Source organism: Fibrobacter sp. UWB13, from assembly GCF_900177805.1.
Classification (GTDB): Bacteria; Fibrobacterota; Fibrobacteria; order Fibrobacterales; family Fibrobacteraceae; genus Fibrobacter.
This window is the reverse complement of record NZ_FXAX01000001.1, coordinates 2,099,462-2,116,746: the sequence shown is the minus strand read 5'-3', so window position 1 is coordinate 2,116,746 and position 17,285 is coordinate 2,099,462. Positions and strand designations below refer to the sequence as shown.

The 17,285-nt window shown below is 47.3% G+C and carries 14 protein-coding genes; all 14 read left to right on the top strand.

What is annotated here, in order from left to right; all coding sequences use genetic code 11:
- Positions 1-9: 9 nt before the first annotated feature.
- Positions 10-1,605 (top strand): FISUMP domain-containing protein, encoded by a 1,596-nt coding sequence (locus tag B9Y77_RS08815; RefSeq protein WP_085491263.1) that lies wholly within the window; start codon positions 10-12, stop codon positions 1,603-1,605.
- A 316-nt stretch (positions 1,606-1,921) separates the two neighbouring features.
- Positions 1,922-2,755, top strand: a complete 834-nt coding sequence (locus tag B9Y77_RS08810) for a TIGR02147 family protein (RefSeq protein WP_085491262.1) — start codon at positions 1,922-1,924, stop codon at positions 2,753-2,755.
- Positions 2,756-2,763: 8 nt separating this feature from the next.
- Complete coding sequence (locus B9Y77_RS08805; protein WP_085491261.1) at positions 2,764-4,767, top strand: FISUMP domain-containing protein; 2,004 nt, start codon at positions 2,764-2,766, stop codon at positions 4,765-4,767.
- 287 nt (positions 4,768-5,054) lie between these two features.
- Positions 5,055-5,885, top strand: coding sequence for a TIGR02147 family protein (locus B9Y77_RS08800; RefSeq protein ID WP_073423724.1), 831 nt, complete (start codon positions 5,055-5,057; stop codon positions 5,883-5,885).
- Positions 5,886-5,894: 9 nt separating this feature from the next.
- The gene (locus tag B9Y77_RS08795; protein WP_085491260.1) at positions 5,895-7,574 is read left to right on the top strand and encodes an FISUMP domain-containing protein; all 1,680 of its coding nucleotides are present in this window, start codon (positions 5,895-5,897) and stop codon (positions 7,572-7,574) included.
- A gap of 186 nt (positions 7,575-7,760) precedes the next feature.
- Positions 7,761-8,516 carry a phosphoglycerol geranylgeranyltransferase gene (locus B9Y77_RS08790; RefSeq protein WP_085491259.1) on the top strand — a complete coding sequence of 252 codons (756 nt, stop codon included), beginning with the start codon at positions 7,761-7,763 and terminating at the stop codon, positions 8,514-8,516.
- 152 nt (positions 8,517-8,668) lie between these two features.
- Positions 8,669-9,193, top strand: a complete 525-nt coding sequence (locus B9Y77_RS08785; protein ID WP_085491258.1) for an FISUMP domain-containing protein — start codon at positions 8,669-8,671, stop codon at positions 9,191-9,193.
- Positions 9,194-9,326: 133 nt separating this feature from the next.
- Positions 9,327-10,148, top strand: coding sequence for a hypothetical protein (locus B9Y77_RS08780; RefSeq protein ID WP_085491257.1), 822 nt, complete (start codon positions 9,327-9,329; stop codon positions 10,146-10,148).
- A 152-nt stretch (positions 10,149-10,300) separates the two neighbouring features.
- Positions 10,301-10,618, top strand: coding sequence for a hypothetical protein (locus B9Y77_RS08775; RefSeq protein WP_085491256.1), 318 nt, complete (start codon positions 10,301-10,303; stop codon positions 10,616-10,618).
- Between the two features lie 20 nt (positions 10,619-10,638).
- Positions 10,639-11,550: an ABC transporter ATP-binding protein gene (locus B9Y77_RS08770; protein WP_085491475.1), complete on the top strand. Its 912-nt coding sequence runs from the start codon at positions 10,639-10,641 to the stop codon at positions 11,548-11,550.
- Positions 11,537-12,340 carry an ABC transporter permease gene (locus tag B9Y77_RS08765; RefSeq protein ID WP_085491255.1) on the top strand — a complete coding sequence of 268 codons (804 nt, stop codon included), beginning with the start codon at positions 11,537-11,539 and terminating at the stop codon, positions 12,338-12,340. Before B9Y77_RS08770 ends, B9Y77_RS08765 begins: the two co-directional genes overlap by 14 nt.
- Positions 12,337-13,989, top strand: coding sequence for a type IV pilus twitching motility protein PilT (locus B9Y77_RS08760; protein ID WP_085491254.1), 1,653 nt, complete (start codon positions 12,337-12,339; stop codon positions 13,987-13,989). The genes B9Y77_RS08765 and B9Y77_RS08760 overlap by 4 nt, the downstream gene beginning before the upstream one ends.
- Positions 13,990-14,000: 11 nt before the next feature.
- Complete coding sequence (locus B9Y77_RS08755) at positions 14,001-15,008, top strand: ATPase, T2SS/T4P/T4SS family (protein WP_085491253.1); 1,008 nt, start codon at positions 14,001-14,003, stop codon at positions 15,006-15,008.
- Entirely contained in the window at positions 14,980-17,238 is a 2,259-nt protein-coding gene (locus B9Y77_RS08750) for a patatin-like phospholipase family protein (protein WP_085491252.1), read from the top strand. The genes B9Y77_RS08755 and B9Y77_RS08750 overlap by 29 nt, the downstream gene beginning before the upstream one ends.
- Positions 17,239-17,285: the final 47 nt, after the last annotated feature.

The window sequence follows — 17,285 nt, the reverse complement described above, 5'->3', positions numbered from 1 at the left end:
GAGGAAACTATGAAAAACTTGAATCGTAACACGCTTGTGCGTGATTTTATCGGGGCGGCGTTCTGCTTGACGATGGCGTTTGCTCTTCTTATGATATATTCGGGTTGCTCCGAAGACAGTTCTCCGATAAACGGTGCCCATGGCGGAGCCGCCGAAGAACAAGGTGTGTATGCCAGTCTGGAAAACTTGACGATTTCCGGGATGGCCAAAATAGCTTTGGCAAACCAAGGCGGAGGACTCCCACAGATTGACATGCGGGGTCTTGAAATAGGAACCGTGATTACCCTTTATGAACTTGATTCAATATCATTCACAAATACAGGCGTCGTACTTAAAGATACCATCGTGAATGACAGCGGAGACTTCTCGTTCCAGAATGTGACCTTGACAAGTCCATACATCCTTATTACGGCAGAAAGGCCTTTTCCTGAAACCGAATACGCCTATAGCGTCTTTGCCGATGTACGCGATACGGGAAAAGTACAAATTAACGTATTGACACATCTGGAGGCCCTGCGCTCCCTGCATCTTGTGAAAACGGGAATTGGATTTTCACAAGCAAAGCAACAGGCTAGAACAGAAATCTTGAACGCTTTTGGCATCTATGGATTGTCTGATAATATCATGAACGAAGACCCCATGGAATATACGGCATTGATTTATGCGTTATCCGTTGTCTTGCCTACGTATGACCATAAAGGGATATATCCTGAAAGCTTGATATTTGGAGGTGAACCTCTCGAAATGCTTTTTGACGCTATTGCCGAGCATGGCTCGTTCCACAATATTGATGCATCTGTGGATTCGGGTTTCGTGGACATCGTTAACGCCAATATCAGCCTTGTGCAACTTACCTTAGCTACCCCGTATGAATACTTCGAACAAACTGGAGAAGAAGGAGTTCGTTTTTACAGGACAGAACAACGTGTGGTAGAATATTTTGCAAATATGCTGTCTGTTGTATTTGGTATTGGACGCTGCGACCAAGCTCGCGAAGGAGAAACTTTCAACGCACCTAAACCAGATTATCATCAATCCTGTATTGCAGATTACGGCTTGGTTTGCCGCTCAGGAAGCTGGCGGATAACGATGGTCGAAAAGGAACATACCGAAGGAACGATGACAGATGCGCGCGATGGACGACTTTACAAGACGGTTACGATTAATGTGGGCGGAGCGCAGCAAACTTGGATGGCAGAAAATCTGAGATTCGATGCACAAGAAGGTTCGTCGTGTAATGAAAAATGGAGCATAGTCGAAGGCTGCTACTATTCGAACGAAGCTTTGATGGATAACGTGTGTCCTGATGGATGGAGAGTGCCTAAATCAACCGATTGGGAGACACTCTTGTCATCTGTACGAGATTATTATGCCGTTCCCGAAGGCACCGTGCAGTTTTACCTGTTTGACATGGCGGATTTAGGAAATCCCGTGGGTTTTGGATTGAAGGTGCAAGTTGGTTCTTATACAACAAGATTGGCAATAGATCCGGATGAAGACATTGGAGAAACGGACGTCAAAAACAGCGTCTATTTATCTCTAGTGGAGGGATATGGATTTTCAGAGTCCTCAGAAAGGCTGCCAGTCCGCTGCATCAAAAACTAAACCATTTAAAATCGCATAAAAATTATTTGTTAGGAGGAAAAGGGAAGACGGGCTTCGGCCCGCCTTTCTTTTTTGCGCTGTCATCCCAGCCTTGTGCCGGGATCGGTATCTCGTTTTGTAGAAATGATAGTTATTTTGTTTATATTGTGAAAAATGACTAAAATTTTTAATGAATAATAAAAATTGCTTAAATTTTACTAAAAACACTAAAAATTTATGATGAAACTATTGACTTTTTGAAATTTGTGATTTATATTTGGTTCTGTAAACGGCACGGACCTGTAAGTCGAGATGCTGTTTACGTTAGGAGGAAACAATGAAAGATATACTAGAATACACTAGTTATCGTCAGTATATTGCTGATTACTATGCCGACAAAAAGGCGAAATCCGCATTCACTTGGCAGGAATTCACGCGAGCTGCGGGATTCTCTTCGCCAGTTCATCTGAAGTATGCGAGCGAAGGCAAGCTCAACTTGAGCGATGCGGCCGCGCTGCGCGTGGCGCAGGCCATGCATCTTGCCGGCTACGAACAAGATTACTTTTGCGAAATGGTCAGGTTTGACAACGCAAAAACGGACGCCGAGAAAAAAGATGCTTTTGGCAAAATGCTTTCAATTGCAGATTCTGTCAAGGCTAAAATTATAGAAGGCGATTCATTCCGCTATTTTGAAAGCTGGAAAAATCCGGTGCTCCGTGAACTCGCCCCTGCGATGCCTGGCGCAAAGCCGCTTGCACTTGCGCGTGCCTGCCGCCCAGAAATTACAGCCGCCGAAGTGACTGAAACGTTGAATTTTCTCGTCAAGGCGGGCTTGCTCCAAAAAGATAAAGACGGAAATTACAAGCAGACCGAAAGAGGCGTGACAACGGGACCGATGGAAGTAACTCCGATTGCGGTTCGCGAAATGCACCGCCAGATGGGCGAGTTTGCTTTGGAGGCCATTGAAGGCGTTGCTCAAGATAAACGCCATTTCTCAGGCCTTACGCTTGGTATCACGCGTGATGCCTACGAAAAAATTGTTCAGGAAACAGCTGAATTCCGCAAGAGGGTTATTACGATTGCGACGCAAGATAGCGGTATGGACGAAGTCTACCGTTTAAATGTGCAGCTCTTTCCGATGACAAACAAAAGTATTAATAAAAAAGGTTAGGAGGAAATATGAATTACTCTAAATTCAGCGGGCTGGTTGCCTGCAAAATGGCTATGCTGCTGGCCTTTATGTTTGCAGCTTGTTCTGATGAACCTAGCGTTTCTCCGCTTGCGCAAGACGGCGGCTACACGGAGGAACAAGGTGTCTATGCCTTGGTGGGTCGCGTGGGCGATGTGGTTCCCAAAGTGATGGACTTGAAAGGGCATGATTCGGTGCCCGAAAGTAATGACGGTTATTTGAATGCTGCAAAAGGAACGGTCGTGATTATTCAAGAATTGGACCCGCTTACGCTTGATCCAACGGGGCGTACTTTTACGGATACAATTGATAATGATGAAGGTCGGTTTGAATTGCTGGATTCGTCTTTGGCGAGCCCGTATGTGTTAATTGGAATTCAAGATTCTTGCATTGCGTTTGATTGTCATGAACGTGGTGTTTGGGGGTCTTCGTCATATCCTGAATTTCGTGATGTTCCGTGTGATTATGACGCTTTGATCGCTGAAGATTCCTCCTGGGCGGCGGCTTTGCCCTCTAGCTGTGGGGTTTTGGATTCCACGATGTATCCTGTACCTTTGAATGCTGTTGTCGATGTGCGAAAAAATCGTGAAATTAGCATTAATTCGTTAACTTATATGAAAACTCCGCTGTTGAAAAAATATTTCGCAGAGGGGATGTCTTTTGATGATGCCAGTAAAAAAGCAGAAAGTGAAATTCTTGGAAATTATGGTGTCTATGAAGATTTAGGAAGCTTTGAAGATGCTAAGAGCGTTAGGGGCGAATTGTCTTATGTAATAAAAATGATGGGCGATATAGTCCGTTGGGAATCTGGAATTATAGACGATTTGCCGTATAATATTGAATATTATTATTATGGCGTTTCTCCTGCTATGGTTGCCGCTTTGGGTTCTGCTGCGGAAAAGACTTATGAGAATACGGTCAAAACTCTTGTGTACGAAATAGGCTATTACGCGCGTTTGCGTGATATTGGTCGATGCACGGACTCTCGAGAGAACGATACAAGCCGTATTGATAGAGCTTCGATTGTATGCCATTCGGGTAAATGGGTGCCGGGAAAAAAGAAAGTCGATTATACAACGGGTTCTATGGTTGATGATCGAGATGGCAAAACTTATAAGACTGTGACGTATAATTGGGGTAACGTTACGCAAACTTGGATGGCTGAGAATCTCAATTTTGTTGATAGTGTTTCTGCAAACGTCAATGGTGTTGCGAATAATTTGCCGGGGAATACGAGATGCTGGAATGGAGACCCGTCATGTGAATTGTTTGGACGCTTTTATACGTGGCGCGCTGCGGTAAACGTGGATTGGGCTTCCTTGGCGATGACGTCTGTTGTGCTTGATTTTGTGGAGGTTGATGGAAATACGGTAGATTCTTTGAAAGAAGTATTTGTTGAAGAAGCTTGCTTGCCTGAAAGATTTTATGAAACTGAAGGAATATTCTATCATAAATATCCTGGAGATTTCCGTGATGGTCCGGACGTTGCGTATGAATATTGTTCGCAAAAATCGTCTACGGGTGAATGCTTGTATCTTGATACGGCTGCTAATGTTTATGAGTATTGCTCTAGGCGATATTGGAGGGGATGCCGTATGGATTTGTCTGGTTTGGTTACTCCATCGAAGCCAGCAAATCATCAGGGTGTGTGCCCAGATGGATGGAGGATTCCTAATAAGGAAGATTGGAATATCTTGTCTGAAAAAATCAAAAGTTTAGGTGCGGCGCTTGATGATGAAGGAAGTGGTTTTGCTTTTGTGAAACCGAGGACGAGGAATCGTGTTGAATCGAATGGACCGGAGTGGAATCTTGATGTTGGAACCGTCCTTGACGGGGCTAGGTTTGCTTCGATTCCTGATGCGGAAATTCCTGTAGGAGGACCGTCACTATACTACTATATCGCAAATGGCTTTGTGCCAGATTGGGATGAAAATGGAAATGTTCCTTTTTACGCTCCGAACACGGAGGTTGTTGTCCGCTGCATCAAAAATTGATTCTTCCGACGTAACATGGGCGATTTTTGTTGGGAGAGACAATAAGGTGAGGAGGAAAAGGGAAGACGGGGTTCGCCCCGTCTTCTTTTTTCTTTTATTTGATTATTTTATTTATATCCTTAAAATTGATAGATTTTTATAGAATATTTGTAAAAATGCCTAAATTTATTTAAAAACATGAATTATTTATCATAAAACTATTGACTTTTTGAATTTTGTAGGCTATATTTCAAATTGGAAACAACACGGGTCTTCGGACCAAGAGGCTGTTTTGTTTGGAGGAAACAATGAAGGATGTACTAGAGTACACAAACTATCACCAATACATCGCGGATTACTACGCTGAGAAAAAGGCGAAATCCTCGTTTACTTGGCAAACTTTTACGCGAGCGGCTGGTTTTTCGTCGCCAGTGTTCCTTAAATACGTGAGCGAAGGCCGCTCTAACTTGAGCGAAGAAACAGCAGGTCAAGTTGCGTTCGCGATGGGTCTTGTAAATTACGAGCTGGATTATTTTTGCGAAATGGTCAAGTTCGACCATGCCAAAACGGACGAAGAGAAAAAGTCCATTTTCAACAAAATGCTTGCCATCGCCGACATCCACAAGGTGAGAATTCTTGAGGGAGATTCTTTCCGCTATTTCAATAGCTGGAAAAATCCGGTGCTCCGTGAACTAGCTCCAGCCATGCCGGGGGCAAAACCGCTTGCGCTTGCTAAAGCTTGCCGACCGGATATTACCGCCGCCGAAGTCAGCGAATCGCTGAGCTTTCTGGTCAAGGCGAATTTGCTGCAAAAAGACGAAAATGGCAATTACGTACAGACTGAAAAATCCGTAACGACAGGACCAATGGATGTGACTCCTGTGGCGGTTCGCGGGATGCATCGCAAGATGGGTGAGTTTGCTCTTGATGCTATTGAAGGTGTGCCGCAAGATGAACGCCATTTTTCTGGCCTCACGCTCGGTATCACGCAATCTGCCTACGATGAAATTGTTGAAGAAATCGCCGCATTTCGCAAACGCATCATAGCGATTGCCACGCGCGATGACGAAACGGACGAGGTCTACCGACTGAACGTTCAGTTCTTTCCGTTGACAAAAAAGAGTGTTAAAAAGGGTTAGGAGGATATCATGTTTTTAAATAAAATAAACATTGCCATCGCTACGTTGTTTGCTGTAGCGCTTGCCGGTTGTTCTTTGGGCGGTTCCACCGAAGAAACTTGCGATTTAGGCGGATCATCTGAGGAACCAGGCATCCAGGCGTTGCTCCCGAATGTATTTGTCTCGGGTAGCGCAAAATTGATTGCACGTAATGTTGAAAGTTCTGAAGTCGTCGATAGCTCTGCTATGGGTACGTGGAGCATCTCTGCCAAAAAAGGAACCATCATAAGGATGGCTGAATTGGATTCAGTGACTTTGGACACGACAGGCGTGTTTTATTATGCCAAGTGCCAGGGGTATAATGGCGAATTCAGCTTTGACAGTGTTTCGTTGAATAGTCCGTATGTCATGCTTGAAATAGCGCCGTATGTAGAGGACGGTTATTGGAAATGGGACGGAACATGGTCTTTCGATGAGTATAATGAAAATTGGGGAGAGTACACCATAACCTATAGCGCAATCGTTGATGTGCGGGATTCTGGTGGCGTTGATATCAACATCATGACTTATTTGGAGACCGCTCGCTTGCGTTATCTTGTCCGTCAAGGAATGGACTTCGCGGCTGCAAAACAACAGGCTGATCGTGAAATTCTTGAATCCTTGGGCTTGCCGGATGGTGTCTTTTCTTTCGACGATGGCTCCTATCTGAAAAAGCCGAAATATGAAACCGCGATGCTTTATATGAATGCGTTTATAATTTGCTGGTTGAGGAAAAGTTCTCCTTTGATCATCGCGGATGCTTTTGGAACATCGGGAACGCTTACATCGGTAGATTCGATAAGGGATTATTTTGCGGCGAGTGCTTATTCGTTCAGAACTGGTATGAGTGCCGGTTATGGGAATTCCGCATTTTTGGATGGTTTCTTGGCGACCCTTTATGGGCTTGGAAAATGTACGCCGGAACTGGAGGGGCATACCGAGGAACTCCCGTGTGAATCCAGGCTATTTAAGGACATTACGTGTGTGTCGGGAGCGTGGACTATTTTGGATAAGAATACCCCGGAACAGCTGGAAGAAGCTTTCTCCATTACGAAAGGGACGATGACGGATGCTCGCGATGGAAAGGTCTATAAGACGGTAACGTACAGTTTCGAGGGTTCAACTTATACCTGGCTTGCTGAAAACCTGAGGTATAGCGATTCGCTTATTCAGCCTGTTTTGGGAATTGATTCGGCTTTCTTTGTTAAAAATCAGGGCCGCGATGGTGAATTTGAAGAATACATCAATTCGCGTGATTCCTCGTATTGGGAAACTTATGCGGGATACGCTGTTTCTGACGTCATTGGTGGCGATTCGATTGTAATGGAAAATGGACGTTTCCAGGGGCTTTGCCCGGACGGGTGGCATATCCCGACACGTAAGGAATGGTCTCGTGTGTTTTACTTTGCTGAAAAAGAAAGTGGTGAATGTTATTCCCATGATTGCAGAGAACAATTTGAAGTGTATGAGGGCTTTGGGTGGTATGCCTCTAGGTATTTGCACCAGATTGGATTTGGCGATATCACTATGGAATACATGACATTCTTGCAACAGGATGAAGCGGGTTCTTGGTCTGTGTGGTCGTTTACAATGGATAACTGGAAGCCGTATGATTACCGAGTGTCTGATGATCCGGATGTGCGTATAAGTATCCGATGCGTCAAAAATTAAAGGAGGTTGTTATGACAGGTGTAACATCAGAAGAATCAGATATCCTTGCCTAGACGTGAATTTGCTTTGGGAGGATAGGAAAAGAGAGGAGGAAAAGGAGGAGGCGGGCTTCGGTCTGCCTCCTTTTTTTGAGGAAATATTGTATCTTTACTCTATCTTGCGCATTATGTGTGAAAAGGAATTGTTATGAAACCTGGTAAGACTGAACTCCGTTTGAATGCTGATATCGAAAAGCGCGGTGCACTTTTTGCTGTGCTCTTGGATCCGGATACTTCGGACGAAGCCGCCTTTGTCAAGGCTGGCACGATGGCTGCGGAAAATGGTGCAGACTTGCTTTTGGTCGGCGGTTCTTACCTCGGCAATTTCACGCTCCCAAAGCAGGTTGCAGCCCTCAAGGCTGCGGTCGACTTGCCGGTGATTCTTTTCCCGGGTGGCGCTTCTCAGGTCGTTCCTGGCTTTGATGCTATGCTTTTCATGACGCTCGTGAGCGGTCGCAATCCGAACTACCTTATTGACGAACAGGTGCGCGGTGGTGCTCTCGTGCGTGCACTCAACATGGAAGCCATCCCGACGGCTTACCAGCTCATCAACAGTGGCAAGCGCACGACGGTCGAATACATCAGCAACACGATGCCGGTGCCGGCCAACAAGCCGAAACTCAGCATGGTGAATTCCATCGCCGCAGAACTCATGGGCATGCGCTACGTTTACCTCGAAGCGGGTAGCGGTGCAGAAGAACCTGTGCCGGTCGAACACATCGCCTACACCCGCAAGGCAACCGAAATGACGATTATCACCGGTGGCGGAATCAAGGACCCGCAGACCGCAGCCGTCCGCGTTGCCGCCGGCGCCCAGATCATCGTCACAGGCACCCTTTGGGAAAAAGTCAACGATCCTGCACTTCTCAAAGAATTCGCCGCCGCAATACATGTAAAGGGATAGCTCCTTATAGAAAAACCCTAATTCATAATTTTTAATTATGAATCTAATCGAAAGAAAGTATTAGTCAAAACGGCTAATTCCATCTACATTTGTGCCCGAAAAAAAAGAGCTCTTGAAAAAGTCAAAAAAACAATCTTAAGGAGATTGAACATATGAAGTTCAAGTTCGTTGCCGTATTGGCTCTTTTTGTAACCGCAATTGCATTTACTGCATGCGAAAAAGTTGAAAACTGCCATTACGATGAATTCGCCAAGACGCTCAAATGCCAAGGCCAGACCTATTCCACCGTCGAAACGGGTGGCCGCGTGTGGATGGCTGAAAACGCCAACCTTCTGAATTTTGATTCCAGTTACTGCTACGGCAATAACCTCGACAACTGCAAAAAGTATGGCCGCCTCTACGATTGGAAATCCGCCAATGACGCATGCCCCACAGGCTGGGAACTCCCGAAACAGGCTGACTTTGAAAAGGCTGACCTCAAGGCGCTCAACATCGGCAAGGATGGCTTCCGCTATTACGATGGCAAGTTTGCCGACGAAAACGTGAGTGCAAGCTTCTGGACTGCTGATGCATTCGACGAATCCCGCGCTGTGATGGTCCGCGTACAGGATAAAGTAACGTACGAACATTACAACAAGACCATCGCTGCCTCCGTCCGCTGCGTCAAAGTCAAGTAATTTTTTTCTAGGTCACCCTGAACGGCTTTCGCCCCTATCATGCTTGTTTAGGGTGACTTTCTTTTTGCTTTGATAATATTTTAATTATATTTATTAGCATAGATAAGTTGTATTCTGTTTGGAGGAGTGTAATATGAAGAATATTCTGATTTTTTTGTTGCTTTTGACGTCTTATGTTGCCGCAAATACATGTACAGAGGCTTATTTCAAAAGAAAAGGTTTTGATTATTATCCAGTTGAGGGAGAGCCTCAAATAGATTCAGTTTATGAAAAAGTTAATTTAGGTAAAGATCATAATTATGAAAATGTAGGCAAGTATTATTATCGCAATAAAATAATTGAACGATTTGTGACTATATATATCGGTGATGTTGTCGATACGACTGCTTATAATTTTTATCGCTCGTTAGATGAAAAGGTTCTTTCAAAAAAAGGGGGCGAAATTCTTTTTTCCGATTCTTCTTATAAAGACACTTTGTTTTTTGTTGAAAAACAATATAAAGATGGTCTATTTAGTGTGGACATAATAACTAAAATAGCCAAGAACTATAAATCTCGATGGATACGTTCTTACTCGTCTGGTGTTTTAAATGATGAGTACTATAGCGAGATGGTTCTTAGAAATGATTCCGTTGTATTTATGGAGATAAATCATTATAATACAGACCATCCTTCAACTAGATATTTTTATATAGTTGGAAATTCTAATGATGATTACGAATGTGAAGAATATAAAGACGGCAAAGATACCTCAGATTACAAGTATGCTTATAAAAAATCAGATAATGGTTTTGTGTTTGAAGAAAAAAATGGGGATATACATTATAGGCAGATTTTTATGCGTTATCATTCAAATGACGAAATTACGGCCATTAAAAAACGTCGCCCAGTGATAAGAACTTCTACGAAAGCTCGTTATTTCGACCTTCTAGGCCGTTATAAATATATTCGTTGAACAGAACGCATCCCGCCGCAAGGCCTTTTTTGCGTGTAAATCGCTTAAAATCGCACGATATTCGCGATTTTGCTCGCCTTTTTCATCTATAAATACATATATTCAAAATGTGAATGCCGTGCGGGTTGTACGGCATCGTTTAGAGGTTTACGATGCAAAAAATTGTGATTGTCACTCATGTGCTTAGGGTGCTCGGTTTTATCTTGGTGCTGCTTTCGCTTTTTGGTCACGAAATTATTTTGAACGTTTTCCCCGGTCTTGAGGGCAAATCTATCAACCCGATTTTCTATTCGGGCATTATCGTGTATTTGATCGGTGCCGTCATTTACTTTTTCATCAACAAGAAAGAGAAGGCGGATCGTCGCCGTCGTGAAATTGAAGAATCTTACAAGGCGGCTGGCCTCGGCGATTCCGATGATGAGTCTAGCGAAGATGCAACTAGCGATTCCGACGAAAATTCTAACAAGTGATTGCGTGTATGAGCGATTTGATGATTGAAATTGAGCACCTGCACAAGACGTACCGCAGTGGCTTTACGATGAAGCCGAAGCTTGCGCTCAAGGATGTGAGCTTCAAAGTCGAAGCGGGCAAGGTGTATGGATTTATTGGACCTAACGGGGCGGGCAAGTCCACCACGATCAAGGTTCTGACGGGACTTTTGAATTTTGATTCGGGCAAGGTGCTTGTAAACGGCATCAGCCCGCGCGATGTGAAGAGCCGCCAGTATATCGGTTATTCTCCGGAACAGCCGTATTTTTACGATTATCTCTCGGGTCGTGAACTTTTGCGTTTTTACGGAAAGCTCGTGGGCCTCAAGGGTGCGGAACTCGAATCCCGCATTGGCTGGGCTCTTGAACTTTTGCACGCGAACAAGGACTGGATCGACCGCCGCTTGCGTTCGTATTCCAAGGGCATGATGCAGCGCGTGGGCATTGCCCAGGCGATTCTTGGCAAGCCGAAGCTTTTGATTCTCGACGAACCGATGAGCGGCCTGGACCCGATGGGACGTCGCGACGTGCGCGAGGCTATCCAGCAGCTCAACCGCGATGGCGTGACGATTTTCTATTCGAGCCATTTATTGAGCGACGTGGAAAGCATCAGCCACCGCGTGGCGATGATTGTCGATGGCAAGATTGTCCGCGAAGGGACCGTCGATGATATCACGGAATCCTGCGGTGTGGAATATCATGTGCGGACGCGCCAGGCTATTTTGGAAGCGGACTTGCCTCGCGGTGTAACGCTTACCGGTCACCCGCAAGAATACATCTGCGCCGACGATGTCGCCCGCGACCGTTTGCTCGGCTTCTGCCTCTCGAACGGGATTGCCGTAGAAAAGATGGACCACAAGCGTCCGAGTCTCGAAGATATTTTGACGGAGGAAATTGCCCGTGCAGACGCTTAAGCATATCGGCATTATTGCCCTCAATACGTTCCGCGAATCCATTCGCGATAAGATTCTTTATAACATTGGCTTTTTGGCGATTGCACTTACGCTTTTTAGCATTGTGCTTGGCGAGTGGTCGGTGTTTGACCGCGCTTATGTCATCAAGTCCACGACGCTTTCGGTGATGAGCCTTTCGGGCCTTTTGATTTCCATCTTCGTGGGCATTAGCCTTGTGCAAAAGGAAATCCAGCGCCGTACGGTGCTCACGCTTTTGTCAAAGCCCATTAGCCGTGCCGCGTTTATCGTGGGCAAGTACTTTGGGCTTTTGGCGGTTGTCGCTGTGCATCTCGTGCTCCTCACGGGAATCTATTATGCGATTCTGTGGATTACAAATTCTAGCCCGACGGTGAGCCTCCTGACGGCAATCTATCTCATCTTCTGCGAGATGGCGGTCGTGATTGCGGTCGCACTCCTATTCAGCAGTTTCAGTAGCACGGTGCTCTCGGCTCTCTTTACGCTTGGTGTTTATTTTGCGGGCCACTTGAGCGACCAACTCTTGGAACAGGTCAGGTTTGCAAGCCGCATGGGCGAATTGCAGGGAACGTCTTCAGCCATTCTTGAAAAGGCTGCTGTCGTGATTCACGCCGTATTCCCTGGACTTTATCGCTTTAACGTGACGAACTATGTGGTGCATGGAGTGGCACTCCCGGACATGTATGTGTTCTGGAACAGTGTGTATGCTCTTGGTTACATCGGTGTGTTTTTGGCAATTGCAAGTTGGTGGTTTAGTCGGAGGGATTTCCTATGAGAAATCAGTACATGGCAAAAGTCCTTGTGCACAACAAGGTTGTGTCCGAGGACCAGGTCAAGGCTCACTGGGGCGAAATCTCCGACTCGATGGATATCGGTCAGGTTCTTGTTCGTGCGGGAATCTTGAAACAGTCCATGTACGATAAGGTTCTTACCTTTGTGAAGAACCTCGAAGCGAAAAGCGCGAAGCCTGCTGAAAAGCCTGTTGAAAAGCCCGCGGCGTCTCCGTCTGCGCCTGCTACAGCCTCGGCGCATTCCGCATCAACACCTGCACAGCCCTCGTCCCCGGCGCATTCTGCCGCTCCCGCACAGCCTGCTCCCGCAGTTTCTGCTGCGCCTGCTCCGCAGCCGGAGGAAGAACCTGCTATAAAGATTGAAGGCAACAGCAGCCTTTACGGCGAAGCCTCATCTTCGACGGTCGTCATCGAAAAAGTCGAAGGTCTCGAAACGACGAGCATGGCGAGCGTGCAAGTTCCGGTCGAAAGCGAAACGCCCGCCGAAGAAACTGCGACCGAAGAACTTCCGTCGCAGTTCGCCGTTGCTACCGGCGAAGGCGAAGCCGTTGAAGCTCCCGATGTCTTGCATCCGATTACACCGCTTGCAAAAATCATCGCTTACGCCCGCAAGTTTAACGTCACGGACGTTTACCTTTACGCCGACCGCCAGATTACCATGCGCCAATCTGGCAAGCTCTTTATCGCGTCCGAAAAGGTGCTCGAAAAAACGCACTTGATGGACCGCCTGACCGAAGCCGCCGAAGGCTTTGCAGACGGCTACAAGATTGTGGTCGGTCGCAATTTCAGTAAGACAATGGGCCTCCCCGGTGCCGGTCGCGCCCGCATTTCCGTGACGTGGAACGACGTCACGCCGAGCATTTCCATTCGCATCATTCCGATGGAATCGGTGGCGCTCGAAAATCTTTACTTGCCCGAATTCAGCATGCAGTTTGCGACGCTCAATAGCGGGCTTGTGCTCATTGCGGGCCCGTCGTCGAGCGGCCGCTCCACGACGATGACCGCCTTTGCCGAGTGCATTGCTGCGAATCGTCAGGTGTTCATCCAGACGGTCGAAAAGCCGATTGAACGCTTGCTCCAGAATCCGAACGGCTCCATCGCCCAGCGCGAAGTTGGCTTGCATGTGCGCTCCGGTGCCGCAGGCATCGAACTCGCCATCCGCACCGGCGCCGACGTGATTCTCTTTGACCATCTCGAAACGATGGAAGAACTTTCCCTGCTCATGCAGGCTTCGAACGCGGGTGCTCTCGTGTTTGCAGTCGCGAGCGGCAACAACATCAACGCGCTTCTTTCGCGCCTCCTCATGTCTGTGCCGAGCGAGAACCGCAGTGCCTTTGCGTGCTCGCTTGCTGAACAGCTCAAGGGTGTCATCGTGCAGCACTTGATTCCGGCGGTGCAAAATCAGGGACTTGTGCTTGCAACCGAAGCAATGAAGGTCACGTCGACGATTGCGGGCATGATCCGCAAGTGCGATGTGTCGCAGATCCTCTCTGCGATTAGCAACCAGAAAGATCAAGGCATTACGCTCGACGATTCTTTGCAGATGTGCGTAGAATCCGGTTACATCGAAGGCAACGAAGCCTGGAAACGTGCAAACGACAGCCGCCGTTTTGCGTCTTACCGCAAGGTTTAGCGAGGTTCATCATGGCATCAGAAATTGAATCTCTTTTGGAATACGCCTTGAACATCGGGGCGAGCGAATTGATTGTGACTGAAGGCGCTCCTTCGGCGGTGCGCTTTGCGGGTCGCGTGTGTGCGGTCCCCGAATCTACAGCACTCCCGTTTGGTTCTCTGCTTGAGTTTTTAGGCGCGCTTGATGGCGAGTCCGGAACGTTTGTCGGTGGCCCTTGGGTAAACACCAAGTGGCGCGTGAAGTACTTCCGCGAAGCGCTTGGCAATGCGGCAATTTTCCGCCCGCTTATGGCGGAATGTCCGGATTTTACGGCTCTTGGCGCGCCTGCCTCGCTTGATAGCTTGCTCGGTCTCAGTTCCGGTCTCGTGATTTTTGCAGGACCCGCATGCTCCGGGAAAACGGTCTCAGCGACGTCTTATGTTTCGGCTTTGTGCAGTTCTGGCATTTTGCGGTTCTGCGATTTGGATGAAAGCCGTGAACTGCCTGTGAAAACGGGTGAAAGCTTAAAGCTTGTGAATACGGTCGGCTCGACCTCCGAAAAGTTGGAACAGGGTCTTCGCAGTGGAACAGATCTTTTCTGGCTTGGCGATTTTGACGGCTCGTCGTTGATTTCCATTTTACGTGCTGCAGAATCGGGCGCCTTGGTGGTCATGAACGTGACGGCGGGTAACGCCGTTGGCGTTGTCGATGCTCTCCTTTCCGCTGCCACTCCCGAAAATCGAGACCTTGTCCGTACGATGCTTGCGGCTGCTCTCAAGGCGGTTGTCGTGCAGAGACTCTTACCCGCAGCGGCAGAAGGCGGTGGAACCGTTTCTGCTTGGGAAATCCTTTTTAACACGCAAAACGTGGCTGCTTACATTCGCAGCGGTGAACAGTTCAAACTTCCGTCCGTGATGGTGTCCTCTGCTTCCGAAGGCATGCTTTTGATGGATGATTGCTTGGCGGAACTGGTTCGCTCTAACTATGTGACAGCCGCAGAGGCAGGTCGGTATGTTTCCAACCCCGCTCGGCTGGCTTAAAAAAACGCTCCTTTTGACGGCGGCGATTGCCTCTGTTTACGTGGCGCCTGTAGAGGCGGCACATTCTGCTGATGAAACGCTTTTGAGCGCTATGCAGCTTGTTCCCGATTCGCTGCAGGCCAAGAAGACCAAGTCTGTGCTTTATCTCGGCGGTGGCGAGCGTTCGCCATGGTTCCATTTGGGCGCTTTGTACGCTTTGGAAGAATACAAGATTCCTGTCGATTCCATTGTCGCCACTTCGTGGGGCGCCTGGATGGGGGCTCTTTGGTCGCTCGGCGTCTCGATTGACGATATCCAGCGCTTGATGATGGATTCTACGATTGCCGAATTTGTTGGCGTGAATACGATTCATGATAAAACGGAACACGATGCTTTTAGCCTCCCGATTTCTGTGGAGGGGATTCCGTCGCTTCGTCAAAGGTTCTCGTTCTATGCAGATACGGCAGGGAATGTCTATCGCAGCATGCATGCGCTTGTGCCCGATACCGCCTCTATTGAGCGCTCTCTTTCGCGCCTTCGCTTTGAAGAATCATTATACCGCCAGCGTGGTACTTACCGTATTCCCTTTACGCTTTCCACTTGCGATAGCCTCATTGAAAATCCGTCATACGCTGATATCGTAGCGTCGCTTCCGATTGCAGGGAACGAAAAATCTGGTGAACTTTGTCCGTACCTTGCACTCCCGTTGTCCAAGAATCCACAAGAAGCATCGCTGATTGTTGTTTCCGATCCGGTGCGTTTTGAACTTGATGGAAACGTGGAAACGCGAACGCTTAAGAAGAACATCTTGTCGAAGTTGGTCGATCAGGGCATTTTTGTGAGGCCGCATTCTATTCGGGATACATCCCGCAAGTCTATGATTCAGGCTGGCTTCACGGCGGTGGAACATGGTCTGCGTGAAATCATCCCTGTGGTCGATGGGCGTCGTGAATATTCCGAAAAGCAAAAGTCCGATGCGTGGTTTGAATTTAACCCGGTTTTTGATAGTCTTTCGGCGGAGCTCCATTCGTCTGTGGCGTCTTATTGGAATCCCAAAGATACGGGTTTTGTGGCTCCGAAAAATTTTGCCTATGCCATTGCCTCTAAAGTGCCGTATGACACCGTTTCGTTCAATATGCAGCCCGATGGGGACTTGCTGATTGATGTGGGCGTGCATCCGACTGTCGATGTGGCGGCTGGCGGCTTTGGCTCTAACGTGATTGGTGCAAATGCCTATGGTGAGATTTCTCTGAATTACGTGAACCAGATGGAAATAAATTTGAAGTTGGCTGGCTTTTACGGCATGTCTTCTTATGGATTCCGTCCGCGTTTGGAATTGTCGAATTTGATCAGTCACCGTTGGAAGTTCAGCTTTGGTTATGACTTGATGGATTTGCGCTTTTTGAAGACTTTCGAAAAAGACAATATCCCTGAAGAAAATCGCATTGAATACGAAAAGCGCAATGATCTTTTCTTGTCGGCAAGGTATGCATTCGACGATATGCAATCCGTTGAGGTCAAGTTCCTGTTTGGCAATCGCGAATTCGAACTTGCCCCAAGTGCTGTACCGGAAGTCGATTTCTTTGATGATGAATATGTCAACACAAGCAGCAATTATGAGACGACTCCTGTAACGCAGAGCGTTCACTATTCCTTGTTGAGTGGCGTCGATGACGACTGGTTTGCGTCTAAGGGCTTTGCTGCAAATGCTTATTTGGGCTTGAACTTGATTGGTGTCGGGTTCCACCAGAGAGGTCCGATTTACGGTACTTATTCTTTTGACGGTCGGTATTCCTATTCTCCAACATCGAATACTTCTGTAACGGTTGGTGCGGCGATGGGCTTTGATGCTTACCGCGATGGACATTTTAAGTTCCCGAAGAACTTTGATAATACGGCTATGGACGACCGTTATCGCCTGCATGTGGCGGCAACGCCGTGGTCCGAGGATTGGCAGGACCCTGAGCTTGCAACGCATGGCTATGCGATGCTTCGTCTAAATGGTGGCGTTCACCGTTACGGTTTTGGAGCTTGGCTTTCGTTCGCCTATATCCATGATTTCGAAGACAAGGCGACTGCAAAGCTGAATTCTAATAAGTTTGTTTTTGAACCGGCGCTCCGCTATAAGTATCGTTCATTTACGGTTTATGCTGGGTTAAACCGTATTGTGGATACGGACAATTTTAGCGATGTCAAACGCTTTAAAGAATACCGATACTTTATACGAATCGGTGATTACAATCTTTTTTAGACGAAAGAACGTCCGCTAAAGCGGACTGCAGACGAGAGACTAGAGAG

Coding starts and splice junctions, on each gene's coding strand:
- B9Y77_RS08815 (WP_085491263.1), top strand. CDS start 10: ATGAAAAACTTGAATCGTAACACGCTTGTGCGTGATTTTATCGGGGCG.
- B9Y77_RS08810 (WP_085491262.1), top strand. CDS start 1,922: ATGAAAGATATACTAGAATACACTAGTTATCGTCAGTATATTGCTGAT.
- B9Y77_RS08805 (WP_085491261.1), top strand. CDS start 2,764: ATGAATTACTCTAAATTCAGCGGGCTGGTTGCCTGCAAAATGGCTATG.
- B9Y77_RS08800 (WP_073423724.1), top strand. CDS start 5,055: ATGAAGGATGTACTAGAGTACACAAACTATCACCAATACATCGCGGAT.
- B9Y77_RS08795 (WP_085491260.1), top strand. CDS start 5,895: ATGTTTTTAAATAAAATAAACATTGCCATCGCTACGTTGTTTGCTGTA.
- B9Y77_RS08790 (WP_085491259.1), top strand. CDS start 7,761: ATGAAACCTGGTAAGACTGAACTCCGTTTGAATGCTGATATCGAAAAG.
- B9Y77_RS08785 (WP_085491258.1), top strand. CDS start 8,669: ATGAAGTTCAAGTTCGTTGCCGTATTGGCTCTTTTTGTAACCGCAATT.
- B9Y77_RS08780 (WP_085491257.1), top strand. CDS start 9,327: ATGAAGAATATTCTGATTTTTTTGTTGCTTTTGACGTCTTATGTTGCC.
- B9Y77_RS08775 (WP_085491256.1), top strand. CDS start 10,301: ATGCAAAAAATTGTGATTGTCACTCATGTGCTTAGGGTGCTCGGTTTT.
- B9Y77_RS08770 (WP_085491475.1), top strand. CDS start 10,639: ATGATTGAAATTGAGCACCTGCACAAGACGTACCGCAGTGGCTTTACG.
- B9Y77_RS08760 (WP_085491254.1), top strand. CDS start 12,337: ATGAGAAATCAGTACATGGCAAAAGTCCTTGTGCACAACAAGGTTGTG.
- B9Y77_RS08755 (WP_085491253.1), top strand. CDS start 14,001: ATGGCATCAGAAATTGAATCTCTTTTGGAATACGCCTTGAACATCGGG.
- B9Y77_RS08750 (WP_085491252.1), top strand. CDS start 14,980: ATGTTTCCAACCCCGCTCGGCTGGCTTAAAAAAACGCTCCTTTTGACG.